Here is a 24,335-nt window from a genome sequence, read left to right as displayed (position 1 = left end):
TAATCACATTTCTTTTATTAGGTGGTTGGATAGCTCAGTCGGTAGAGCAGCAGACTGAAAATCTGCGTGTCGGCAGTTCGATTCTGCCTCTAACCACCATTTAAGTTAGTTTTAAGTTTCTTTCAATTCTAAACAATCCCCTTAATTTACTTTAATTTCCCTTGTTTGCGAAGCAGGGAGCAATATTTGATTACTTTTATTTGCTTTTCTATGCTTTCAAATTTCTTTTAATTCTAGTGAATTAAAGGTATTGATTAAGCACTTAAAAATAATTAAGTCAGTATTGCTCAAAATTTCATCAATAAAAAGGGAAAAAATGGGCAATATAGCTACAACCACACTTCAAGACCGAGATATAAAAAATCTCACTTTACAACCAAAACAATACAGAAAAGTAGTCGGCAACCCAAAAGAGCTTTACATACAAGTAAATCCAAAAGGCACAAAGACCTTTACACTTAAATTTAATAGCAAATTTATCAAAATCGGTGAGTGGCGAGAGAGTATATTTACCGCAAATATGGCACGAGTAAAAGCCACGCAAATATTAAGAGAGCTAAACAGCGGAAAGCAAGACATAGACGCTTTAAGGGGCAAAAAAGCAGGTAAATACATTTACGAAAATCTCTTTGATAAGATCATAGAACACAAGCGAAAGAGTGGCAAAAAGGAGAGCTATCTATCAAAGGTCATAATCAGACATCAAAAGTATTTCTTGCCAGCCTTTGGCAAAATGGATATAAAAGATATCAAATACAGCGACATAAAAGAAGTTTTAAGCGCAATTTTTAATCCAAACGACCCAAACAAAAGCCGACTTGAAACGATACATCGCCTAATTGATAATATAAATGAAGTCTTTACTATCGCCGAAAGAGACGGGCATATAGCTAAAAACCTAATACCAAATTTACATAAAGAATTCCCAACTTCACGCACATATAAGCACAAGCTTGGCATAGATAGCAGACTTTCAGCAATAACTGATAACGCGAGATTAGTCGAGTTTTTACACGATTTGAAATGCGATGGCAAGATGGACTTACAGACAAAAAGAGCCATTTATCTACAAATTCTCTGCGTCAATCGCCCAATAAACACAACTAGTGTAAAGTGGGAGCATATAAGTTTTGATGATAAAACTTGGACTATCCCAGCTGATGAAATGAAAATGGGCTACGCTCATCAAATCGCCCTAAATTCTTATGCAATCAAAATTCTAAAAGAACAAAGAAATTTCTGCATCATTGATAACGGCTTTGTATTTCCAGCCTTTAATAAGCAAAACCATCTACACAAAGACAGCCTAAACAAAGCAATCATAAATTTAAATGGCGGCAAATATAAAGGCGTATCCACCGCACACGGATTTAGGGCGACATTTCGCACGATATGCTCTGAAAACAAAGCCCAGCTTTTACAAATGGGAATAAGTGATGAAGTGATAGAAACAGCACTCGCACACAAACAGAGCGATGCGGTCAAATTTGCATACGAAAGGAGCAGAAGCACAAAAGAGCAGTTAGAAAAACTAATGCAATGGTATGGCGACTATCTAAACGATTTAGAACCATTATTTTAACAAAGGAGAACCTATGAAAAATTTCAAAAAGGGGAATGAAGCAATAGATATAGAACGCTCAAATTTATTGCTTCAACCAAACGATATTGCTGATTTTAACCCAAAATGGCTTATAAATGGCTTTGCTGAGAGCAACAAATTAATAAGCCTATATGCGATGCCAGGAAGCGGAAAGAGTTTAACGGCGCTTTATTTAGCCACGCATATGCTTGAAATAAAAGCGATTAAAAAAGTAATCTATGTCGATATGGATAATGGATTAGGCACACTTAAAAGTCGCGGTATAGAGCAAATTTTAATCAAGTATGCGGATAGTTTAAAATACATAAGCTCGGCTAAAAAAGTCCAAAGAGATTTTGACCCAAAAACGCTTATATTTAGCCTATCAGCTATCGCAGATGAGAGTTGCAAGGATACGCTTATCATCTTTGATAGCATTCGCAACTTCATAAGTGGAAGCATGAGCTATGATGAAGTCGTGATGCCAACGCTTGATGCTATGCAACATATGCGTGATTATTACGCTGGAGTTTGGTTTTTAAACCACCAAAACAAGCAAGACTTCACTGGCGAAAACAATAAAGCCTATAAGGGAGCGACTGCGTTTTTTGATAGTTGTGATGAAGCCTACTTTGTCAAAAAAAGGGAAAGGAATGAAAACCAACTAATCGTAACTCTTGAACCAATGAAACAGCGAGATGACACAAAATCACAAGCCGTAATAATTGACACAGCAAATTTAAGCCTTAAATTTGATGATTATATGCTTTATGCGATGAACGACAAGCAGGTTAATGCACTAGAATACGCAAAGGATATAATCAAAGAAAATCCGAGTGGGATAAGCAGAACCAATCTAATAAATGAGATTAAAAAAAGAGCAAAATATGATGAAGTTGAAGTCATAGGCTCAAACTCACTTAGAAAATTTTTACTAGAATTCGATGGTAAATTTTTTAGAATTACACACGGAAACGACCGCCACGCCCTAATATTTTATCCCCTTTAATTTAACCTTAAAAAGTCTTAAAATCTCGTATTTTAGGGCTTTTTAAGAACTACTTTATCAATACCAGCTAATTTTGATATGTTAATATGTTAAACCGTATTAAAGCACTTAACACAGTGCTAGAGCCGATAACAACGATATTTGAGAGACATCGTGTTAATATGTTAAAAAATATAGAACAAAAGCCAAATTTCTCTTACATAATCAACACATTAACACGGTCGCAGACCAAACACCGATAACAACGGCGTTTGCACCGTGTTAAGTGCTTTAACACGGTTTAACAAACTGACATAGTGCAATTAAGCTATAAATAATTATTTTATAATTATAATATCATTATGAATTATGAGTGGAATGAAATAAAAGCGGTAACAAATAAAATAAAGCACGGCGTTGAATTTAGTGAAGCAGTTAGTGTCTTTGCTGATGAAAATGCCCTTTTTATGTTTGATGATGAGCATTCTGATGGCGAAGATAGGTTTTTATTGCTTGGCAAAAGCTACAAAGAACGAATCTTGCTTGTAGTGCATTGTTATAAGCAAGATGACATCATAAGGCTTATTTCTGCTAGAAAAGCCACTAAAAACGAAACTAGACAATACAACGAAAGGAAAACAGATGAAAAAGGAATATGATTTTTCAAATGCCATAAAAAATCCATATGTGGATAAAACAGCAAAAAAACAAATTTCAATCAATATCAACGCAGACACACTAGAATATTTCAAAAAAATAGCAAACGAAAAAGGCATAGGATACCAAACGCTAATCAATCTATTTTTAAGCGATTGTGCTAACAAGAAGCTTGACTTACACATATCATAAACACGTGAGCAAAGCAAAAACAAGCTCACGTCAAAGAGATAAATATGCTTTCACAAAAAATAAAAAAGGGGAGAAAATGCAAGACCTACACATAAACCTAACCGAGCAAGACTACAAAGCACTTCAAAAACTATCAACAAAATATGGTGTGAGCAAATCAAATATCATCAGAAAGCTTTTGCGTGATGAAAAATATACAAAAGCACTTGAGCAAATAGAAATAAAAAATGAAATCATAGCTGAATTTTTACTAGAACTTTCCCATATAGGGACAAATATAAATCAAATCGCATATCGTCTAAATATAAATATTTTTGAAAACAATTTGGAAAATAAAATAGCTGAACACCTAACCCAAATCAAAAAAATTTGTGACGAAACGCAAAAGCAAATTCGTAGCACATACAAAATTATTTATCGTAGTTAAAAATTTTTCTATCCCCCTTTTTATCATTGCCAACAAATTGAAGCAATCTAAAATTCAAAAATATTTTTAAAACTTTCACATAAGCTTTTTTACAAATTTTGAAACTAGCAAAAGAAAATATAAGATAAAAGAAGCAAGGCAGGATAACCATTTTTATGGCTGTATTTTTAGCCAAAATACCGATTTTATCGGCATTTAATGGCGATTTTCATTATTTTTGCAAATAATGAAAAATAAAAAAATAAAATTTCATTTTATTTTTTAAAATTTTAGTAATTGTCAAAAAAATTTTAAATTATTATTGCGAAAATCAAACAAATTAAAAAATGCTATAATTCTATAAAAAACAAGGAACAAGCAATGCAGTCAAATGAAATAAAAAATATTGATGGGCGCGAACAGAATTACAAAGAATATGAAATTACTCAAGCAGATAAGAAAGATATGCGAGAAATATTAGCACAAAGAGAGCGTGGCGAGTTAGAATATATAAGCGAAACAGAGTTTAAGCAATATATGGAAAAACGGCTAGCTAATCTTGGTGTAAAATTGTAAAAAATAGTAATTATTTTGCAATTTACTCCTATATTTTTATCAAAAAAATATCTTTTTTCTTATTTTTAATTTTGCCAAATTTAAATAATCCATATTGCTATTTTTTAATGTTTTATTATTTTTTAATGGCATAGCAAATAATACAAGCACTTAAAACTTGGCATTTACTAGGGTTAATAGTTTTATATATCACTTTTCTAAGCTGTGTTTGGGTTTGCTTTGAGTAATGTTGCGAAACCAAAACAATACAAACAAAAGGAACAAGAATGAAAAGAATTCAAAGCGATGATTTGATGAATATCGAGCAGTTAGAGCAAGAATTTGGAATATCTAAAAACGCACAAGCAAAAGCAAGGATGAAAGTAAATCAAGGCAAAAACAACTCCATCCCCTTTTACAAATACGGCAAAACAATCATTTATAGCAGAAAAGCCATAAACGAGTGGCTACAAAAATTTGCTGTAAATTGCTGATATAGGCTTGTTTTTATGGTGTTTTTTGATATAATCGCAGTTCAAGTCTTTTCAAACAAATACAAAAGCTTTAAAAGCCCATTAAATGGCATTTTTAAAGCGTAGTATTTAGGGAGAGTGTTTTTATTTGGTAAGTTTGCTATATTTTAGTAAATTTGCCAAGAAAAGTAAATAAGGCAGTATTCAAAATAGTATTGAAAGCTTAAATCACAAAATGCCGATATATAGGCATTTTATTAGCTTGTATCTGGTTAGCCTCTAACCACCATTCTCTTTAAAATCTCCATTTTATTGATGTTTGAAATGTTTAATTTTGGTTAGATACTAAAAGAGATTTTATTTTTATTTTTATCAAAAATACTGCAATTTAGATAGATTTGCAAGTAGTCAAATAAAGATTCTAAACACTATCTATGAAAAATGCGGAAATATAGGTGTGCCAAAACGCCTACTTGATAGTAGTATTAATATAAGAAATCTGCGCAAGGCTAATGTTTTGCGGATTTTACTTTTGCGCCCTTTTGGTATTATGGATAACACATCGATCATATTTTCTGCAAATCTTGGAAAATCAAGCACGACTCCTGATAGCATCTTTAGAATAAGCATTTAGCAAAAGTTTTAATACAATGATAAATTTTATAAAAAGAAATCATTTAGTTAAATTCGCTCTAGCAAATGCTTTGTTAGTTTATGGTGCTAATTGCTAGCAAGCTATCATCAAAAAATGCTAGTTGGGCTGTAAGTGATAACGATTTAATATTACTGTTCTCAACGAAAAGATAATTTTACACATTCAAGATATCATGATATTATAAGAGACTTTGAAAATAAAGTATTAAGTAAATTATAAGATTTTGGAATACATTTTGCTTACCTCCTTTAAAAATCAAAGGAGGTATAACTATGAACCTACAAACCAATTCTAATAAAATACACGAACAAAACTCTATAATACAAGAAAGCAAAAGACAAAAAGCTTTAAAAGAGGCTGGCGGAGTAACATTTGGTGCAGCTATGTTAGCTCAAAATTCTGATATAGCAATGAGCCAACAAGCTAGTCAAATAGCAGAACTTACCACCAAAAGCGTATCAGCTATTAATGACATAGCTTTACCAATAGATAATACAAACTCATTACAATCTAGCATAAATGCTATAAAATTTAGCGATCAAGCTTATGGTTATAGTATAGATAGTCTTGGATTTATGGGCGAGGATTTTAATAAGGCAGCAGGATTGCCTGAAAATATGAAAATTCATAAAAGTAGTCTTGATGAAATTTTAAATTTTAACGAGAGAAATTATCTATTTAAAGATAAAAATGCCAAAGCTTTTGATAATATTGATATGGCTGATACAATAAAAAGCTATTACAATCAATTTAAACAACTTATCGGCGATAACGATGTAGCTGTTTATACACAAAAAGAGTTAGCCACATTGCCAAAAGGTTTTAGCCACGAAATGAAAACTGATGTAAAACAAGGATTAAATTTTTTACCAAGTATAGATAGCAGTAAGATTACACATATATACAAAGATAGCATGTCTTTAAAAGAGGCAAAAGAGTTAAAAGATAGCTTTGAAAAAAATGACGTTGAGGGATTTAATATTAGAGAGCTTAACTTTACTATGGAAGGTATTGCTCAAAATGGTAAGCATGGCGTGATTTTTACTCCTAACATGTCAGTGTATAGAAGAGATGAGGGCTGGAGTAAAGCTGGTGTCTTTATGAGTTTTCTAAAAAGCGTGCGACCAATAGCAAATGATGGCGGAGAAACAAAACTAAGCACAAATGCGACCGCACATTCGGCATTTTCAATACTTGATGGCACAAATTTTCAAATAAATCCAAAAGCAAGAATTTCGCAACTTGAAGCTGCTATAATTGCACAAGATGAAATTATTGTTCAAGAGCTACTAAAACCGCGCTTGGCAAAAAATGATAGTATAGCAAAACAGATATTTGATAAAGTTGGCGACAAAGAAGAGCAAGAAAAATTTATGCAAAAGATAAATGCACTAGCTAGTAGTGTGGTGTAATACTAAAAGGATTGTTCATTACTCTTTGTTTTTATACTGTTTTTCATAATATAAATTTTTATGAAAATATACCGATGTGGAGTATATAAAATCTAAACTTTGCAGTGAAAGGTCGGCAATATGCTTATATCAGCAACCACTCAACCATTTCAATATCCATCAGAATTAAGCAAAGCAACGATAGCTAGTAAAATGGGATTTAAAGGCGATGAAAAAGATCGCACCCAAGAAATTTTTGGTATGAGTTCAAAAGAATTTTTAAGCTTAAACGAGCAGGAACAAGCCAAACTTGGTCTCAGAAAAACATATCCACTTACTGGATACACAAGAGGAGATGAGACAAAAGTTAGCATAATAGGCAAACTCAAAGGCTATGATCCTGATTTTACAAAAGAGCAAATCGCCGATTTAAAACAATTTATTAATTATAGCAAGGGACTATTTGTAGAACACATACAAAATTTACATGTTAATTCCAATAATAAGCCTCAACTTTTAAGGGATAGATCATACAATCTAGATGAGTTTATAAAAGAATTTGCAACTTCAATGCAACATTTACCATTTTTAGAAAGCTCACAAACAGTAAGCTTGCTTGATAGCAATTTAAGCATTGATGAGTTCAAAGTAAAATGGTCACAATATGTCCTACAAGAACGCTTTGGTTTAACACTAAAAGATGATGATGCCAGCAAAGCTATTGACATACTAAACGAACTTCAAAGCGAGCAAGAGCTAAAAGATACGAATAAAGCAGAGCAAAATGAGAAATTTAAGCCACTTGAAGTTATAAGAGGAAGTCAAACCTACAAAGATGAAGCCATAAACGAGCTTCAAAAATTTTATGAGCTCGTAAAGAGAGAGTTTGATAGTGGTAAAAATACATTTGATATACTAGAATTTGTTGCTAAAAATAGGATAGATGTTAAGGTATAAATTATCTAATACAAAAATAATAACCAATATTAGTATAACTTCTGGCTTTAAAAGCCGACTATAGCACTTTTATGATTAATAATTAATTTAAAAGCTGCTAAAACATCACAAAAATACTCTTGTAAGCTACTACCCTAACTTTCTAGCATGGTACTACAGGCATTAATAAAGTTATTAAAAGAATTTATATGATTATATCGCACATCTTAAAGTATCCTAATTGATCGGAAATAACTATGCTATAAAAGAAGCAATAGTAATGGTAAAGTACGATATATAGACATTTATAAGAAATAAAAGGAATTGAAAATAACTTAGTAATAGCTTAAATGGTGGAGACGAGGGGGATCGAACCCCTGTCCAAAAACAAAACAACCGCAGCCTCTACATGTTTAGCAAAAGTGAAAATTTCATCTAGCAACGCTCACTTTCCAAAACGAAAAGCTAGACTAAGACTAGGCTTCGCCTTAAGGCTCGTCAAACCCTAAAACTACACTATCTAGATTACTTCTTAAGCCCTTTAGATAGCATCAAAGGCGAGAAGGCTCAACTGAACTTACGCAGCTTTAGCGTAAGCAGGAGCGAATTTAACGTTGTTTGCGTTTAAATTTAATTTAGACTTTTTACGCTTTGTCCAAAGCGACATGCCGCCACGACCACTCTGCTCCTGTCGAAGCCAAGTCGTCCCCATAAATTAAGAAAGCGTATTTTACAGCGTTTTTAAATTTTAGTCAAGTTTTGTCGGGATGTTAATAATCAACGGCTCAAGGATACTAAAAAACTCAGCGTCTTGGTCAAGATCATCCCTATATTTGTTAAACTGATCACTTACCAAAAGCAACCAATCAACAAATTTCTCATTAGCAGGACCTTTAAGCGTTCTTGCTTCTTCACAAACCTCCTCCGCAAGCGTAGTGAGCTTTAGTATCGGATCAGTGTGCATAAAGCCCGAAGCAGACTTAATATTGTGAAAAATCCTAAAAAGCTCTTTGATGTTTGTGTCGTATTTATCAGGGCGCCTTAAGTCAATTATGAGCGGCTCCATCACATCGCACATCAGCGAAAAATGTGATAAAAACTCCTCTGCGATATCATAAGAATACTCGACTTCCAAATTTTTAAATATACCCATAATTGCTTTCCTTAAAATAATGGCTTGTATTGTAGCAAAAATTTGGTAAAATTAAAAGAAAATTTCAAAAGTAGGCAAATGGATAGAATAGTCGAGATAGAAAAAGTTAGTTTTGAGAGCGATTATGAAACATCGTTGCGTCCAGCAAATTTTGACGATTACATCGGTCAAGAAAAGATAAAGCAAAACTTAAATGTATTTATAAAAGCTGCCAAAAAGCGTGGCGAGTGCTTAGATCATGTGCTATTTTACGGGCCTCCGGGGCTTGGCAAAACTACACTTGCTCACATCATCTCAAACGAAATGGGCGTAGCTATAAAGATGACCGCCGCTCCGATGATCGAAAAAAGTGGCGATTTAGCAGCGATACTTACAAATTTACAAGAGGGCGATGTGCTTTTTATCGATGAAATTCACCGCCTAAGCCCAGCCATCGAAGAGGTGCTGTATCCTGCGATGGAGGACTTTCGCCTTGATATTATCATAGGCTCAGGACCTGCTGCACAAACTATTAAAATCGACCTGCCAAAATTTACCCTCATCGGTGCGACGACTCGTGCTGGCATGATCTCAGCACCGCTTCGCGATCGCTTTGGTATGGACTTTAGACTTCAGTTTTACACGCCATCAGAGCTTTCAAAGATAGTTACCATCGCTTCGGCAAAACTTGGCAAAGAGTGCGATAAAAACGCCGCTCTTGAAGTGGCTAAACGCTCTCGTGGCACGCCGCGTATTGCTTTGAGACTACTTAAGCGAATTCGAGATTTTGCCGAGATAAATGATGAAAATTTCATCTCGCACGAACGAAGCAAAGAAGCCCTAGACGCACTTGGGGTAAATTCTCTCGGCTTTGATGAGATGGATATAAAATACCTTGAAATTTTACTCGAAGCCAAACGCCGCCCACTAGGGCTTGGCACGATAGCGGCTGCGATGAGCGAGGATGAAGGCACGATTGAAGATGTGCTTGAGCCGTATTTACTGGCAAATGGCTACATCGAGCGAACGGCTCGTGGCAGGATCGCCTCAGCAAAGGCATATGGGGTATTTAAAATTTCGCCCCCAAGCGATCTAAAAGTGGGTGAGAAAAATTTGTTTGATGAGTAAAATTCAAAGCCAAATTCCAAAACAGATCATAAATTTGGCTTTTATCTTAAGTAGTTAAAATTTAAAGTTATAGCCTACATAGCCACCGTAAATGTCCAAATCAACATCGCTTATCATTGTTCTTTGAGCTTTTAAATCCAAGCTCAATCTGGCTGTGGCTATCGATCTCGTAAAGCACACCCGAACGAAGCCCAAATAAAAATCCCCCAGCATTATTTGTGGTATAAATTTCAGTATCATCTGCATGTGCTTTTGCATAACTCGCACCGATATATACGCCAAGCACAGCTTTAAATCCATCGGCTATCTCGGGCGTAAAGTCAGCTCCAACAGCAAAATCATGAAAACTCCACTTATACTCACGGCGTTTGCCTGCGATGTCGAAGTATCGCTGTTTTGCAAGTTATAAACATACTCACCATATGTCCTGTATGAGCCAAAGTCATATCCAGCCTTGATACCAAATTTGGCTTTTTGCCTTTGGCGTCTTGGATATCGTTGTAGTCAAATTTGCCTTATTCACAAAGTTGTATCCGCCACTAACGCCTACAAATCCGCCATCTGCCAAAACGACCGATGCTACCAAAGAGGTAGCTAAAATAGCAGTTAAAATTTTATTTTCTCCTTATTTTAGACTGGTGTAGTTGTTTTTAGTTTTTCTTGCTCATATTGACTTAAATCGCTTAAAAGCTTGACAGTGATGATTTACTTGTCGGTGCTAACCTGTTCGTGTTTTTCGGGAGTTAAAATTCCACATCGCACCAGTAGCTGGATCAACTATTAAGTAGCCAATGTCCGCCAAATATCAAATTTCGCCTATATACCAGCCACTTAACCGTTGGTTTAATGGCAAAGCTAACATCCTTAAATCCAGCCTTGCTGACATTTACCTGATACTCTTTACCACTAAAAAATCCATGCTTTTTCTCAAGTGTTATGTTAAACGGAGTATGATTTTGTAGCACAACTGTATCGGTTTTGACATCTTTTACCACTACCTTTGCACTGCTTGGCTCAGATACTAAGTTAAAGCTTTCAGGGCTATTGTTCATAATACTCGCACAGCCACTAAAAAGCAAAATATCCCCACCAAGCACAGATGCCTGAACTAATTTTTTATATAATCTCATTTAAATAAAATAGTAACCATATTCTAACTCCCCCATAAAAATTTGCTTAAAAATAGATAAAATTTATATATATTTTTAAAATAAAATGTCACAAATTTTTGCTATAATCACACCCAAAAAGGAAAAATATGAATAACTCAAAAATCTTTATCGGTGGCTTTGTTTTTTTTGCTTTAGCTTTGGTAGTCTATCTATTTCAGCCATTTTTGCTAAATATCTTTATCGCTGCTCTTTTGGCAGTGGCAACTTCAAACATACACATAAAAATTTTTGAACTAACACACAAAAACCGCACTATCTCAGCTGCCATCACGACATTTGCACTTTTTACGCTTTTTATCGCTCCATTCTTATACGCAGTTATAAGCATCGCAAGCCACGCTGCAAATTTTAATATACAAAATGTCACAGCAACTATTGACTACATAAAAAACTATGACTTTACGCTACCAAGTTCACTTGATTTTTTAGCGCCAAATATCAAAAGCCTACTTTCACAAATAGACATCGGCAACATCGCTAAAAACATAGCGCAAAACCTTGCAAATTTAGGCAAAATGAGCGCAAAATTTTTAACTGATATAGTTATCATCTTGATATTTTTCTTCTTTGTTCTACTATATGGACCAGAACTTATAAATTTCTTAAAAACCGCTCTGCCGATGGACAACAAAGATAGCGGATTTATCCTTTCAGAGGTTGCAAATGTCATGAGTGTGGTCTTTTACTCGACTATAGCAAATATGATCATACAAGGTATGCTCTTTGCTCTTGTTACGATGATATATGGATATGATGGGTTTTTGATGGGGATTTTATTTGCCTTTTGTTCGCTGATACCTGTTGTTGGTGGGCTTTTAGCTTGGGCGCCTATAAGCCTTTATGAATTTGCTCAAGGCAACACAACAGCTGCGATAGTCATTTGTATCTACACATGTGTTGTTATATCGTTTTTAGCGGATAATTTTGTAAAACCGCTTGTTATAAAATTTATTAACTCAAAGCTTGTTAAGCAAGCTACAAATATAAACGAAATGTTGATCTTTTTTGCAATGATAGCTGGTATTGCGACATTTGGCTTTTGGGGGATAATCCTCGGTCCTGCTATCGTGACATTTTTTGTATCGACGATAAAACTTTACATTATCTTACGAAAAAGACATGTAGTTTAAAATTCTAACTAATAAAAAATATCATCTAATTAACTATTTAGTTACAAATTTGTTATATAATGATAAACACATAATTTTAAAGGAGATAAGATGTTTAAACTAAGAGAACTTCCATTTGACCCAAATACAAACGCTGTAGTAAGTGCACAAACCTGTGAGTACCACCACGGAAAACACCATGCAACTTATGTAAATAACCTAAATAACCTCACAAAAGAGGGCGAGTTTGCAGGTAAGAGCTTGTATGAAATTTTACTAAAGTCAAGTGGTGGGCTTTACAATAACGCGGCACAAGTGTACAACCATGACTTTTACTGGGATTGTATCGCTAAAAAAAGCGAGCCGAGCGCTGAGCTAAAAGCTGCATTAGCTGAAAATTTTGCTGACTTTAAAGATGAGTTTATCAAAGCTGCAACTACGCTATTTGGCTCTGGCTGGGCATGGCTAGTTTTTGATACTGCTAGCAAAAAGCTTCGTATCGTTCAAACTTCAAATGCCGTAACTCCAGTAAATGAAAACCTTGTTCCGCTTCTTGTAGTTGATGTTTGGGAGCATGCTTATTATATAGATAACTTTAATGCACGCCCAAAATACCTTGAAACTTTCTACGAGAACATAAACTGGGAATTTGTCTCACAAGCTTATGAGTGGGCAAAAAAAGAGGGTATGGGATCAGTTGAGTTTTATATAAACGAACTTCACAAATAAACAAAATTTGGGGCGCAAGCCCTAAATTACGATGTAACTATACGGTTTTTACCGCTCTTTTTACCTTTATAAAGTAGATCGTCTGCCTTTTTTATCATCTGTTCTATATTAATATCACTTCCTTTAATGTGCGTTACCATGCCGTAAGTAAGCGTAAGCTCTATCTTTTTGTTTTCAAAATTTAGTGGAGTTTGCGTAATCAAGCTTTTAGCTCTGTTCATAATTTCAAATGCAATGTTTGGCTCAACATCATAGATAATGATAAGAAATTCTTCCCCACCCCAGCGACAAACAAAGTCATTGTGACGAAAAACACTCTTAAACACACTTGCTATCCGCACCAAAGCATCATCTCCAGCATTGTGTCCATAAGTATCATTTATCATCTTAAAGTTATCGATATCACCTATAATCACGGCAAAATTTACATCATTATGTAAATAATCTTGAACAAATATATCAAGCGATTTGCGATTTAAAAGCCCTGTTAGTGGGTCTTTATTTGCCATGTCTTTTAAGATACTTCTTTGTTTTTTTACATTTAGTAGCTCAAATGAGTTTGAAACCTCAAGCAAATCAGTCATTAAAACAAAGACAACTGCAACCAAAACAAAGCTATAAGTAAATAAAAAATGCGACCAAAAGCCAGTATCTACGCGATTATCAAAAAGTAGCCAGAAAAGCACAATAAACATCGACACAGTAGCCATAAGCATAAAGTATGTAAGCTTGCTGTGACTATTTGCTATAAGCAGTAAATTTACAAGCATCGCAAAAAATAACAGCTCAAAACCAAAGCCATACCCAAGAACTAACATGCAAATAACTGCGTGAAACAAGACTTCAAACTGAAAAATAGCCATAGCTATCTTTAAATTCTGACTATCTTCAAAGACTATCACAACAAGCAAAATATAAGTGATAACCGAAAAGATATTTGTCACCACGAGCTTTTCAGCTCCCATTAATGCAAATATAATCAGATACCCAATATGCATAAAAAGCGCAGCCACAACCAAAAGTTTTAGTGTCATATGCATATTGCCAGCAAATTTCATGTAAAGATATTTTATCATTTTACTATTTCCATCTCTACGCGGTCTTTGCCAGCCTTTTTACCGTTATAAAGCAATGCGTCCACCCTTTGGATCACTATATTAAACTCATCGGTTATGCCTCTAAGATAAATAGCCATACCAAAGGTCATAGTCGCTGGGACACCACTTGGAAGCATAATGGAGTTTATATTTTTTAATAACCTTTCTGATAACGCACCTATAAAATCCACCTTAACTTCTGGCAAAATAATCAAAAATTCTTCTCCGCCCCAGCGACAAACTATGTCATCTTTTCTAAAAGTACCTTTAAGGGTATCGGCTACATTTTTAAGAATCTTATCGCCCCATATATGCCCGTAAATATCGTTTATCATCTTGAAGTTATCAATATCACCGAGCAAGACTACTGAGTTTGTATTTTTTGTATGTTTTAGTTTTTTTTCAAAAATTTCCTCTATGCTTCGCCTATTTAAAAGTCCAGTAAGATGGTCATACATTGAACTTTTTACGAACTCATCTTTTTCATCTTGTATCTTTTTAAACCTATCTTGAATTAAAGAATTTACAAACAAAATTACACGAAATACCATAAAAAATGCAGTGGCATAGCAAATTCCATGAGAAAGCTTAATAAGCCAGTTGTCTCGCGGTAAAGTACCCTCTTGAAAGAAAAAATACAACACTAAAACTATGGCAATCTCAATAAGTATCAAAATATAAGATATCAGTTTATTGCCAATAGTACAACTAATGAAAATAAGTGCCATAACAAGCATATAAAAACCGCTATAAAAGCCTAGCATAAAAGTCGCCATGACGCTTACACTAGTAATGCTAATATGCATCCAAAGCGAGATGAGATCTTGATTTTTTACATTATTTTTAACATAAGCAGTCCCTGCAAACAGTGCCATAACTACCCCAGCACAAGCATAAGTCTTAGCGACAACAAAAAGCAACAAGCTCACTGCATGAAAAACAAAAAGAACTCCCAGGACAAAGCCATAAAGATTAGTAAGAGACTTTATGTTTTCATCAGTGATTTCCATTTGAAATTTAGTCATTAATACCCATCATAGCTATCTTCATCACTATCACCATCATCGTACTCATAGTCGTTTTCGTCATAGTTATAGTTATAGCCGTTAGACCTATCGTCCTCATCATCTATAAACTCTTCATCAAGTTCAAAGTCATCATCATAACCACTCATATTTTTCTCCTTAAATTAGATCTTTTTCTTTTTTTGCTTCTGGTAACATTTTGCTCTCATCGCCGCTTTCAACATAAAGACTTTGGCTAGGAAACGCGAAATTTAGATTATTTGCTTTGATTATATGCATTATTTTTAATATAACATCTTGCTTTACATCTAAAAATTCTCCCCAAACCGTTGTCTTTGAAAAGCAGTATATCAAAATATCAATTGAACTATCATTTAACTTGTCAAGCTTGACAAAAAGGTTGCTCTTATAGCCAGCAAGATCGTCTATACTTACAATGCTTTGTCTAAATTTATATCTTGCGTTTTCACTTCTAAAGCTACCTCCATTTTCTGGCTTTGATATGCCAGGATGTTCTAAAAGCATGGTTTGGATATCGTTTATACACTTTACGATTTGCTCTGGTGTTGAGTTATATGTCACTCCAACTATCATTTTTATCTGTCTACCTACCCTACGCCTTGACCAGTTTACTATCGCTTCGCTTGCCAACTTTGAGTTTGGAACAAATATAAGCGAGTTATCAAAGCTTCTTATAGATGTATTTCTAAGTCCTATCTCAACTATCGTTCCTTCTATTTTGCCACATACTATCCAGTCTCCTTGCGAAAAAGAGTTATCAAAAAGCAACATAACTGAAGCAAAAAAATTTGCGATAATATCCTTTGCCGCAAATGCAACAGCCAAACCACCTATACCAAGCGAAGCTATAATGGCTGAGATATCAAAACCCATGCGAGAAAGTATTGCAAGGATCGCTATAACGATCACAATAAAATAAATGATCTTTAATATTAAATTTACAACCTCTTTGCGTCCCGTTTTTTTCGTAAGCTCGCTAATTAGCAAAAGCCCATATCCATTTAGGATAGTTAAAACCAGCCACGCAAAAAGCAGCGTGTAGATGATTATAAATATATTTGTTATGTTTATAGGGATTGGGGCTGGATGATAGATAATGCTAGCACAGACATTTAGCGCATAAGCTATAAGTAGCGATGAGATAGGTCTTTTGATGATATTTACTATCTGATCTTTCATGTCTTCAGCATGGACATTTTTAGAAAAGAGCGAAAGCGCTAGTTTGTAGGTTAAAAGTGCTAAAATTCTAGTCAAAGAGACAAAAAATATGAGCACAAAAATGATGATAGCAAGCTTTCCCGCACTCACGCCAAATAAGCTAAACTCGGTCTTTTCATCAATGTAGTCAATAGCAACTTGCAAATTTAGCCCGGAAAGTAGCTTGCTTGAGGATAAAAGCTCTGCATTATCTTTTAAATAGTTTAAAATTTCCTCATATGTCTGGCGCAGCATATCAAGCTCGCTGAGCTTCTCATCAAATTTCTCAACCTCTACACCATCTTTTAAAGTCCTTATACGAGCATAAGATCCAGCACTAAGCTCTATAAGAGCCTCGGATATGGCAAACTTTACATCTTTTGCACTTATACCACTTTTAAAGCCATCTTGAACCTTAAGTATAGCGCTAACAAATGTCTCATTAATTAAAATTTTCTCTAAAGCGATAGCAGAGTCAGCGTAAGCGTGCTTGTTTCCTGATTTTTCATAGCGAGTAACTGATTTTTGAAGCTGCTCTTTTTGCTTATAAAATTTCTGTCTATCTCCATCTTTTATCTTTATCTTTGTTATAGCAGCTGGTATAACCTCAAGTAGTTTTTGTTTTTGAGTATTTAAAAGTGCTATGTTTTCACTCGCTTTTGTGCTGTTTGCATCATCTTGAGTGGATAGAATTTTTAGCTGCGAATTTAGAGTTTGTATAGCATCTATAATATTTAAGATCTCTGGTTCTTTGCTTTTATACCCTTCATCTGATGGCTCATTTTGAGTATTTGCATATAAATTTAAAGCTATGAAAAAAACTAAAAATGTAGTAAAAATTTTTCTCATATTCACTCCGAACCCAAAAGCTTAAAGCTCTCAGTTTTTAGATCATAGCTGAAAATCTCACCCGTTTGTATGATATAATGCCAGCCATAAAGCTCTATCTCGCCGCGCTCCATACGCTCTTTAACATCTGGATAGGTTAGCAAATTTTCTAGTGAGTTTATCACATTTAGGCGTTCTGTGAGCCATGCAACTTTGGCTGGATCTTTAGAAAATTTTAAAACCTCATTTTTTATAGGCTCCATTAGCTTTACCCATCGCCTAACATTTGGTGCATTTTTTAGCTTTTTTTCATCTGCATAAAGTGCTGCACATCCACCACAATTACTGTGCCCACAAACAATAACTGTTTTTACACCAATCACATTTAACGCATATTCGATAGCTGAGGTTGTTGCTAAAAACTCATCACTAACCCTGTAAGGTGGAACAATATTTGCGATATTTCTTACTGTAAAAAGTTCGCCAGGCAAAGTATTTGTGATCAAATTTGGTACCACACGAGAGTCTGCGCACGATATAAAAAGCACGCTTGGCTCTTGATTATTTTCTAAGCTTTCAAAAAGCTCTTTATGTTCTAAAAAGCCATTTTCCATAAAATCTATAGCACCATGAAAAAATAAACTCATCTACCCTCCAAATTTAAAATTATAATATTATAACAAAAATTTATTTATTAAGAATAGTTTTGGTCTTTTTAAGCAAATTTTCATCTCACATTTACCTTTTTTTCGTTAAATTTGCAAGAAAATTAAAAAGGAGAAAAAATGAGTTTATATAATAGAAATTATAGCTCACAACAAGAAAGCGTTGAACAAAGCTATCAGCAAAGTTCTCTTAGTGCATTTATAAAGCAGACTTACCAGCTTTTTGCAGCTTCATTAGTTGCTGCGAGCGCAGGTGCGTATATAGGGATTTACTCACTATCTGGCTTCTTTGCACAAAATAAATTTATGTTTTGGGGTCTTGTGATCGTCGAGCTTGCACTACTTTTTGGTCTTATGGCTGCAAAGCGCAAGGCTGCATTAAATTTGGTGCTTTTGTTTGCATTTACATTTGTAAGCGGTCTAACGCTAACTCCACTTCTTTCTGCGATCTTATCTATGCCAAGTGGTGCAAGCATTGTAGCTCAGGCATTTACGCTAACAGCAGTGGCATTTGGCGGACTTAGCATTTTTGCTATGAATACAAAACGCGACTTTACTACAATGGGTAAAATGCTTTTTATCGCTCTTATCGTTGTTATCGTGGCTAGCATTATAAATATCTTTATGCACAGTCCAATTATGCAGCTTGCTATCTCAAGCGTAGCAGCGATACTTTTTAGTGCATATATCCTGTATGATACACAAAATATTATCCGTGGCAACTACGAAACACCAGTTGAGGGTGCAATAGCTTTATACCTTGACTTTGTAAATCTTTTCACTTCACTGCTTCAAATTTTAGGCATTTTTGGTAGAGATGAGTGAAAATGAACGCGTCTATAGAGTGATAGACGCGAACTTAAACCGCTTAAAAGAGGGGCTTAGGGTCGTTGAAGACATTAAAAGATATGGCTTTGATGACAAAGCCCTTGCCATAAAAATAAAAAATTTACGCCACAAAGCAAAGATATCGCAAGATGAGTTTATAAAATTTCGCAACGCTAGCGAAGATGTGCTAAAACAAAGCACGCAAAGCGAGATGAGGCGTCAGAATTTAAGTGAAATTTTAACAGCAAATTTTAAAAGATCACAAGAAAGTGCTAGAGTTTTAGAAGAGTGTTTTAAGCTTATAAATACTGAATTCTCAGCACTTTTTAAAGAAATTCGCTACGAACTTTATGAGATAGAAAAGCAAATTTAACCAAATTTTAGCACTTTTTTTGTATAATCACGACCGATTAAAATTTTAAAGGAATTTTCGTGAGTTTATTATTTTTAATTTTGCAGTTTGTACTAGCTATAATCATCACTATCGCAGTCTTGCTTCAAAAAAGCTCAAGCATTGGTCTTGGAGCATACAGCGGGAGCAACGAAAGCCTCTTTGGTGCAAAAGGTCCAGCTGGTTTTTTAGCAAAATTTACATTTTTTGTAGGAGTTTTATTTATCCTAAATACCGTTGCACTCGGATATTTCTACAATAAAGATATGAAAAAGTCGCTAGTTGATAGCATAAATATAGAAAGCATAGTTCCACAAGGTGCGCAAACTCCTTCGGCACCAACAGCGCCAGCAGCTCCTCAGAGCAAATGAAACGACTTTTAGCACTATTTTTTCTGGGTTTTACATATTTGTTTGGTGATGCACACATCTTTGTGTATCACCGTTTTAACGAGCCAAATCACGCGAGTGCAAATATTTCTACCGAAATTTTACGCAAGCAGTTTGACTACATAAAAGAGAACGGATATGAGGTTGTTGCACTATCTAAACTAGTAAAAACTCTACAAAATAAAGAAACTGTGCCAGAAAACTGGGTAGTTTTAGTTATAGATGATGGTTTTAAAAGCTTTTATACAGATGGCTTAGAAGTGTTTAGAGAGTATGGTTTTGACTTTACACTTTTTGTATATGTTGAAGCAAGCGCTAGAAAATACGGTGACTATATGACTTTTGATCAGATAAAAGAGGTCGAAAGTCTTGGCGGTGAAGTTGAGTATCACTCATACGCTCATCCGCATATGGTTGGCTTAAATGTAGAAAAACTTACTCAAGACTTTGCTGATGGTGTAAAAATTTTTGAAAAATATATGGGCAGAAAGCCAAAATATCTAGCATATCCCTACGGTGAATACGATGATAGGGTTATCGCCACAGCTAAGAAATTTGGCTTTGAAGCGCTGCTAAATCAAAATACGGGTGCGGTTTCTACTAAAAGCAGTGTATTTGACCTAAACAGAACACCTTTAAAAGATGATACAGACATGCGCGTGGCTTTTGCTGATGAGTATCTTGATGCGACATGGTTTTTCCCAAAAGGCTACCCTAAGAACAATGTCATTGACGAGTTAAGTATACAAATTCACGATGATATAAACACAACCAAAGGAAATTTCTTTGTTTCTGGCATGAAAAGTTACATGCCTGTAACTATAAAAGACAACACATTTTATTATAAATTTAAAAAACCACTGGATAAGTACAAAGTTAGAATTTCACTAAAAGTAGGTAAAAAAGTAACCACAAAAATTCTCGTAAAGGATATAAATAATGTTGAATGAAATTTATAAAAAACAAAAAGAGCATAGCGACAAGTGCATCGAAGGGCTAAAACGCGACTTTACGACACTTCGCACAGGCAAGGTAAATATCAACATATTAGACAATGTCTATGTTGATTACTACGGATCACCAACTCCGCTAAACCAAGTCGCTACCGTCATTGCAACAGACGCTTCAACTATCACGATCACGCCATGGGAAAAGCCGATGATAAAGACCATCAGCTCAGCTATCCAAGCGGCAAATATCGGGGTTAATCCAAATTCAGATGGTGAAGCTGTAAAGCTATTTTTCCCACCGATGACGATCGAGCAACGCCAAGAAAATGCTAAACACGCAAAGGCATTTGGTGAAAAGGCGAAAGTAAGTATCCGCAACATCCGCAAAGACGCAAATGACGAGATCAAAAAGCTAGAAAAAGACAAAGCCATTAGTGAGGACGAGAGCAAAAAGGGACAAGATGAAGTCCAAAAGATCACCGATAGCTACACTGCAAAGATCGATCAAGCCGTAAAAGACAAAGAAGCAGAGCTTTTAAAGGTATAATTTTGCCAAATTTGGCGTGCCTAAGATCTCGCCAAATTTCTGTGATTTTAGTTTATAGACCGCATATATTGCGATTAGGCACACTATTTGCCAAAGCTTAGTACTTGGAATTTTGTAAATTTTAATATTTATCAACCAATCAAAGCCACCACACAGTAGCCAAAATCACTTTACAAATCCCAAGCTATCCGATACCAGGCCTGGCATTCCCACACCTAAATTGCCGCCTATTTTGCTAGAAATTTTATAATTTCACCGCCAAAATGCTATAATGGCATAAATTTATAAAAGGATAGATTTGAACCTGTTTAAAGAGCTTAAAATTTCATTTTTCAACACATTTTACAACCACAAAGCAGAGAGCATTTTAATAGTACTTTTAAGCGTTGCGTATATGGTTGCGCCGTCATATTACTACGACTTGGAGTGGGCAGCCAAAGGTCGCGCAGGCACTTTGATGGTCTATGCGTATTTGCCACTATTGTTGGTTGTGATTTATTCGCTGCGTAGGTTTAGGCAGGCTTACTGGGCAGCGTTTGCTGGGGCGTTTATGGCGATTTTGGCAGTTGTGAAATTTGGGCTTTATGATTATCATTTTGTCGTTTTTACTGCCATTGCATTTATTTTGCTACTTAGTGATAAATTTGCAAAACAGAACGAAATTTTCACGCACAATGCCCTAAAAAAGCTATCAAATTTAGCTCTTGCACTTACTATGGGCATCGTCGTTTCTATCTTATATTTTTTGATAATCGGTGGAATTTTCTCCCTTTTTGACCTTTACACTAGTAGCAACGGCTTTGGTTTCACGCTGTTTTTAGCCACTACTTGCTGGTTTTTTATGGTTTTTGAGGATGCGGATTTTAGCCTTAGCTCGTTGCTATTTGAGAAAATTTTTAACTTTTTACTAACTCCAACTCTTGTTATTTACACTTTTATTATTCACATCTATATCGTTAAAATCGTGCTTATAAGTGGTCTGCCACATGGAGAAGTCGCCTACATCATGATCTCGTATCTTACGGCTGGACTGGTTTTGTGTGCGATATTTGAAATTTCAAGTGAGAAAAAATGGGAGAAATTTTACTGCTATTTTTGGCTATTTTCACTTGCTCCCATAGTGCTTTTGTGGTTTGGTGTGATAGAGCGTGTCAGCACCTATGGTCTAACGACAGAACGCATACATCTGCTCAGTGTTAGCATGCTTTTAAGTGTGATTTATGCATTTAAAATCACAAAATTTCTCTTTTCTTACCGCCTGATTTCGGCCGTTTGTATGATTTTTTTGTGTTTGATATTTTTTGTGATAGATACCGCACAAATCACGATAAACTCGCAAACAAAGCGGCTTAACGAGCTTGTACAAAGGCTAAATTTAACATCTGAACAAGCGGTAAAAAATTTAAGCAGCAAGCAAAAAGATGAGATACAAGACATCATCTACACCATTCGCAGATACGATAGCGAGTTTAAGCCCATACCACAGCTTTTAAAAGTTATGGATCAGACAGGGGATTATATAAATAACCTTTATTTTAAGCTTAATAACAGCAAGATAAGTGCAGATAAAATTTCTAAAATTTTCATCGATCGTAGCCCTCATGGGTGCGGTATAGATGATGATTGTCTGTTGACGGTTGCGATAGATGATAAAAGGATTGAGTTTAACCTAAAAATGCATATCCAAAATGTCTTAAAAAAGTATGAATTTGACCGCAATGCAACGCTTAGCGAGCAAAAACAAAGTGATATAGAAAATGAAATTTTGGTCATAGAGTCCGATAAAAACTCACTGATTTTGGATAGTTTGGATCTGTATTTTAGCGGTAATATCATCACAAATATCCAAGCAACTACTTTAATGGTAATAACCACTGATTAAGCCCAAATTCGGTAAAATAGTACAAATTTAAGGGGTAAAAATGAATATAGAGCAGATCTACAGGGATGCTGGAGCGTATTTGCAGGGGCATTTTTTGCTTTCAAGTGGTAAGCATTCGCAGTTTTATTTACAAAGTGCAAAGGTTTTAGAAAACCCAGAGCTTGCGGGGCGTTTGGCTGATGAACTAGCCAGTGTGATAGCTAGTAGTGGCGTGGAATATGATAGCGTTTGCTCGCCCGCCTTGGGAGGAATTTTGGCTGGGTATGAACTAGCGCGTGCAGCCAAAAAACGCTTCATTTTTACTGAGCGAGTTGAGAAAGTGATGAGCCTTAGGCGTGGTTTTGAAGTAAGAGAGAATGAGCGTTTTATCATCTGCGAGGATATCATCACAACTGGTGGCTCAGCACTTGAGAGTGCAAAGATCATTGAGGAGCTTGGCGGGGTGGTCGTGGGTTTTGCAGCTCTTGCGAATCGTGGCTTTTGCTCACTTTCAAATATGCCTAGTTCCAGAAAAGCCGAGTGTAAATTGCCGTTTGACAAGCCACTTTTTGCATTAGGAAATTTTGAGTTTGAGATCTATGATGCTAATAGCTGTCCGCTTTGCAAAGACGGAAGCGTGGCGGTAAAGCCGGGCAGTCGCGGAAACTAAATTTATCTTTTAGTATTTTGGTGAGAAAGGCTGAAATTTTAGCTTGTATAAAAAAGTAGTCTGCTTTTAAACGCACAGCAAATTTGGCATAAAATTTATATCCGTAAAAAGTATGTTATTGGCAAGATAAGCTGGATGGTAAATTTAAGCCAAATTTTAACTTGATAAAAAATTTGAGCTAAAATTTTAAAAGGTAAAAAAGAGATTTTTAAAGCATATTTTTGGCTAAATTTTATGATAAAACTAGAAAAAGCATGGCAAATTTGGCACGATTAAATTTATAAAAAAGGCAAAAAATGAGTGAAAAACCACAAAAACAAAAGGCAGTTATCGCCCCTATAACAAGCCGTATAAAGGCGTTTGTGATAGATATGTTTATCATTTTGATGCCGATTTTATACATCGCGACCTATGTCGTGCTTGATGGTAAGGACGAGTTTTTGCACTCACAGCTTACCATTGGGCTTTGTCAAGGGCTTTTTGGCGTGATTTGTGCGTTATTTTTTGCCTTTAAAGCTCAAACGCCGGGCTACAAAGCACAACAAATTTATCTTATAAATCTAAAAAATGGACGCAAAATTTCACTCATTCATGCCATTTTTCGCTATATCTGCTTTGTTTTGGCAGGCTTTAGTGTGGTAGGGTTGCTAATTTGCTTTTTTCGTAAAGACAGACTAAATTTGCACGACATTTTAACCAGCACCTCCGCGGTTTGTAAAAAAAACGCAAGCTACGACTTAAAACATCTCGCAAATTTTACC

The 24,335-nt window shown here is 35.2% G+C and carries 28 protein-coding genes, 1 tRNA gene, 1 other RNA gene and 1 pseudogene; 21 read left to right on the top strand and 10 right to left on the bottom strand.

All coding sequences use genetic code 11. The features are described from left to right. The first annotated feature begins 23 nt into the window (after positions 1 to 23). The 10 genes from U5B17_RS05670 (at position 24) to U5B17_RS05625 (ending at position 7,856) form a co-directional block, all read left to right on the top strand. Positions 24 to 99, top strand: a tRNA-Phe gene (locus U5B17_RS05670). 217 nt (positions 100 to 316) lie between these two features. Next, positions 317 to 1,582 (top strand): tyrosine-type recombinase/integrase, encoded by a 1,266-nt coding sequence (locus U5B17_RS05665; protein ID WP_430804394.1) that lies wholly within the window; start codon positions 317 to 319, stop codon positions 1,580 to 1,582. Positions 1,583 to 1,595: 13 nt separating this feature from the next. Beyond that, entirely contained in the window at positions 1,596 to 2,591 is a 996-nt protein-coding gene (locus U5B17_RS05660; RefSeq protein WP_430804393.1) for an AAA family ATPase, read from the top strand. A 341-nt stretch (positions 2,592 to 2,932) separates the two neighbouring features. Then, positions 2,933 to 3,229 carry a BrnT family toxin gene (locus U5B17_RS05655; protein ID WP_430804392.1) on the top strand — a complete coding sequence of 99 codons (297 nt, stop codon included), beginning with the start codon at positions 2,933 to 2,935 and terminating at the stop codon, positions 3,227 to 3,229. Next, on the top strand, positions 3,213 to 3,419 hold the full coding sequence (locus U5B17_RS05650; RefSeq protein ID WP_430804391.1) for a BrnA antitoxin family protein: 207 nt from the start codon (positions 3,213 to 3,215) through the stop codon (positions 3,417 to 3,419). Before U5B17_RS05655 ends, U5B17_RS05650 begins: the two co-directional genes overlap by 17 nt. 76 nt (positions 3,420 to 3,495) lie before the next feature. After that, a complete protein-coding gene (locus U5B17_RS05645) occupies positions 3,496 to 3,846 on the top strand; it encodes a plasmid mobilization relaxosome protein MobC (RefSeq protein WP_430804390.1) in 351 nt (116 codons plus the stop codon). 360 nt (positions 3,847 to 4,206) lie between these two features. Next, positions 4,207 to 4,401, top strand: a complete 195-nt coding sequence (locus U5B17_RS05640; RefSeq protein ID WP_430804389.1) for a hypothetical protein — start codon at positions 4,207 to 4,209, stop codon at positions 4,399 to 4,401. 266 nt (positions 4,402 to 4,667) lie between these two features. Continuing rightward, on the top strand, positions 4,668 to 4,874 hold the full coding sequence (locus tag U5B17_RS05635; protein ID WP_430804388.1) for a helix-turn-helix domain-containing protein: 207 nt from the start codon (positions 4,668 to 4,670) through the stop codon (positions 4,872 to 4,874). 906 nt (positions 4,875 to 5,780) lie between these two features. Continuing rightward, positions 5,781 to 6,920, top strand: coding sequence for a Cj0814 family flagellar-dependent secreted protein (locus tag U5B17_RS05630; RefSeq protein WP_430804387.1), 1,140 nt, complete (start codon positions 5,781 to 5,783; stop codon positions 6,918 to 6,920). Positions 6,921 to 7,040: 120 nt separating this feature from the next. After that, complete coding sequence (locus tag U5B17_RS05625) at positions 7,041 to 7,856, top strand: Cj0814-related protein (protein ID WP_430804386.1); 816 nt, start codon at positions 7,041 to 7,043, stop codon at positions 7,854 to 7,856. Positions 7,857 to 8,186: 330 nt separating this feature from the next. Here the strand turns inward: U5B17_RS05625 and ssrA are convergent. Continuing rightward, positions 8,187 to 8,545: a transfer-messenger RNA gene (gene ssrA, locus U5B17_RS05620) on the bottom strand. Between the two features lie 38 nt (positions 8,546 to 8,583). Further along, a complete protein-coding gene (locus tag U5B17_RS05615; protein ID WP_430804385.1) occupies positions 8,584 to 8,988 on the bottom strand; it encodes a phosphorelay protein in 405 nt (134 codons plus the stop codon). 78 nt (positions 8,989 to 9,066) lie between these two features. Between U5B17_RS05615 and ruvB the strand changes: the two genes are divergently transcribed. After that, positions 9,067 to 10,095 carry a Holliday junction branch migration DNA helicase RuvB gene (gene ruvB, locus U5B17_RS05610; RefSeq protein WP_430804384.1) on the top strand — a complete coding sequence of 343 codons (1,029 nt, stop codon included), beginning with the start codon at positions 9,067 to 9,069 and terminating at the stop codon, positions 10,093 to 10,095. A 100-nt stretch (positions 10,096 to 10,195) separates the two neighbouring features. On the opposite strand, the gene U5B17_RS05605 is transcribed toward ruvB, so the two are convergent. The 3 genes from U5B17_RS05605 to U5B17_RS05595 form a co-directional block, all read right to left on the bottom strand. After that, positions 10,196 to 10,381, bottom strand: a complete 186-nt coding sequence (locus U5B17_RS05605; protein WP_430804383.1) for a hypothetical protein — start codon at positions 10,379 to 10,381, stop codon at positions 10,196 to 10,198. A 156-nt stretch (positions 10,382 to 10,537) separates the two neighbouring features. Next, positions 10,538 to 10,681, bottom strand: a complete 144-nt coding sequence (locus U5B17_RS05600; RefSeq protein WP_430804382.1) for a hypothetical protein — start codon at positions 10,679 to 10,681, stop codon at positions 10,538 to 10,540. 187 nt (positions 10,682 to 10,868) lie between these two features. Next, positions 10,869 to 11,225: a hypothetical protein gene (locus U5B17_RS05595; protein ID WP_430804381.1), complete on the bottom strand. Its 357-nt coding sequence runs from the start codon at positions 11,223 to 11,225 to the stop codon at positions 10,869 to 10,871. 128 nt (positions 11,226 to 11,353) lie between these two features. Here U5B17_RS05595 and U5B17_RS05590 point away from each other — a divergent pair, with 128 nt between their 5' ends. Both U5B17_RS05590 and sodB read left to right on the top strand, forming a co-directional pair. After that, entirely contained in the window at positions 11,354 to 12,397 is a 1,044-nt protein-coding gene (locus U5B17_RS05590; RefSeq protein WP_430804380.1) for an AI-2E family transporter, read from the top strand. A gap of 90 nt (positions 12,398 to 12,487) precedes the next feature. After that, positions 12,488 to 13,105, top strand: a complete 618-nt coding sequence (gene sodB / locus U5B17_RS05585) for a superoxide dismutase [Fe] (RefSeq protein WP_430804379.1) — start codon at positions 12,488 to 12,490, stop codon at positions 13,103 to 13,105. A 26-nt stretch (positions 13,106 to 13,131) separates the two neighbouring features. Here sodB and U5B17_RS05580 read toward each other — a convergent pair whose 3' ends face one another. From U5B17_RS05580 to U5B17_RS05560, 5 genes are read right to left on the bottom strand one after another with little or no spacing between them, the layout of a single operon-like run. Continuing rightward, on the bottom strand, positions 13,132 to 14,181 hold the full coding sequence (locus tag U5B17_RS05580; protein ID WP_430804378.1) for a GGDEF domain-containing protein: 1,050 nt from the start codon (positions 14,179 to 14,181) through the stop codon (positions 13,132 to 13,134). Then, positions 14,178 to 15,227 carry a GGDEF domain-containing protein gene (locus U5B17_RS05575; RefSeq protein ID WP_430804377.1) on the bottom strand — a complete coding sequence of 350 codons (1,050 nt, stop codon included), beginning with the start codon at positions 15,225 to 15,227 and terminating at the stop codon, positions 14,178 to 14,180. The genes U5B17_RS05580 and U5B17_RS05575 overlap by 4 nt, the downstream gene beginning before the upstream one ends. Continuing rightward, complete coding sequence (locus tag U5B17_RS05570; protein WP_230056844.1) at positions 15,227 to 15,376, bottom strand: hypothetical protein; 150 nt, start codon at positions 15,374 to 15,376, stop codon at positions 15,227 to 15,229. The genes U5B17_RS05575 and U5B17_RS05570 overlap by 1 nt, the downstream gene beginning before the upstream one ends. A 10-nt stretch (positions 15,377 to 15,386) precedes the next feature. Next, on the bottom strand, positions 15,387 to 17,294 hold the full coding sequence (locus U5B17_RS05565; RefSeq protein ID WP_430804376.1) for a mechanosensitive ion channel family protein: 1,908 nt from the start codon (positions 17,292 to 17,294) through the stop codon (positions 15,387 to 15,389). A 2-nt stretch (positions 17,295 to 17,296) separates the two neighbouring features. Beyond that, positions 17,297 to 17,920 (bottom strand): carbonic anhydrase, encoded by a 624-nt coding sequence (locus U5B17_RS05560; RefSeq protein WP_430804375.1) that lies wholly within the window; start codon positions 17,918 to 17,920, stop codon positions 17,297 to 17,299. 138 nt (positions 17,921 to 18,058) lie between these two features. Here U5B17_RS05560 and U5B17_RS05555 point away from each other — a divergent pair, with 138 nt between their 5' ends. The 8 genes and pseudogenes from U5B17_RS05555 to U5B17_RS05520 all read left to right on the top strand — a co-directional run. Beyond that, the gene (locus tag U5B17_RS05555; RefSeq protein ID WP_430804374.1) at positions 18,059 to 18,763 is read left to right on the top strand and encodes a Bax inhibitor-1/YccA family protein; all 705 of its coding nucleotides are present in this window, start codon (positions 18,059 to 18,061) and stop codon (positions 18,761 to 18,763) included. Further along, entirely contained in the window at positions 18,756 to 19,139 is a 384-nt protein-coding gene (locus U5B17_RS05550) for a thiamine-phosphate pyrophosphorylase (protein ID WP_430804373.1), read from the top strand. The genes U5B17_RS05555 and U5B17_RS05550 overlap by 8 nt, the downstream gene beginning before the upstream one ends. A 59-nt stretch (positions 19,140 to 19,198) precedes the next feature. Continuing rightward, on the top strand, positions 19,199 to 19,528 hold the full coding sequence (secG, locus tag U5B17_RS05545; RefSeq protein ID WP_430804372.1) for a preprotein translocase subunit SecG: 330 nt from the start codon (positions 19,199 to 19,201) through the stop codon (positions 19,526 to 19,528). Continuing rightward, a complete protein-coding gene (locus U5B17_RS05540) occupies positions 19,525 to 20,496 on the top strand; it encodes a polysaccharide deacetylase family protein (protein ID WP_430804371.1) in 972 nt (323 codons plus the stop codon). Before secG ends, U5B17_RS05540 begins: the two co-directional genes overlap by 4 nt. Further along, entirely contained in the window at positions 20,486 to 21,043 is a 558-nt protein-coding gene (gene frr / locus U5B17_RS05535; RefSeq protein WP_430804370.1) for a ribosome recycling factor, read from the top strand. Before U5B17_RS05540 ends, frr begins: the two co-directional genes overlap by 11 nt. 298 nt (positions 21,044 to 21,341) lie before the next feature. Next, the gene (locus U5B17_RS05530) at positions 21,342 to 22,925 is read left to right on the top strand and encodes a DUF4153 domain-containing protein (RefSeq protein ID WP_430804369.1); all 1,584 of its coding nucleotides are present in this window, start codon (positions 21,342 to 21,344) and stop codon (positions 22,923 to 22,925) included. A 40-nt stretch (positions 22,926 to 22,965) separates the two neighbouring features. After that, the gene (gene pyrE / locus U5B17_RS05525) at positions 22,966 to 23,574 is read left to right on the top strand and encodes an orotate phosphoribosyltransferase (protein ID WP_430804368.1); all 609 of its coding nucleotides are present in this window, start codon (positions 22,966 to 22,968) and stop codon (positions 23,572 to 23,574) included. 296 nt (positions 23,575 to 23,870) lie between these two features. After that, positions 23,871 to 24,296, top strand: a pseudogene (locus U5B17_RS05520) (RDD family protein); the annotation flags it as partial. Between the last annotated feature and the right edge of the window lie 39 nt (positions 24,297 to 24,335).

It is taken from the genome of Campylobacter australis (assembly GCF_050586305.1).
Classification (GTDB): domain Bacteria; phylum Campylobacterota; class Campylobacteria; order Campylobacterales; family Campylobacteraceae; genus Campylobacter_A.
The sequence above is the reverse complement of the archived record's forward strand: the minus strand, read 5'-3'. Positions and strand labels throughout refer to the sequence as shown.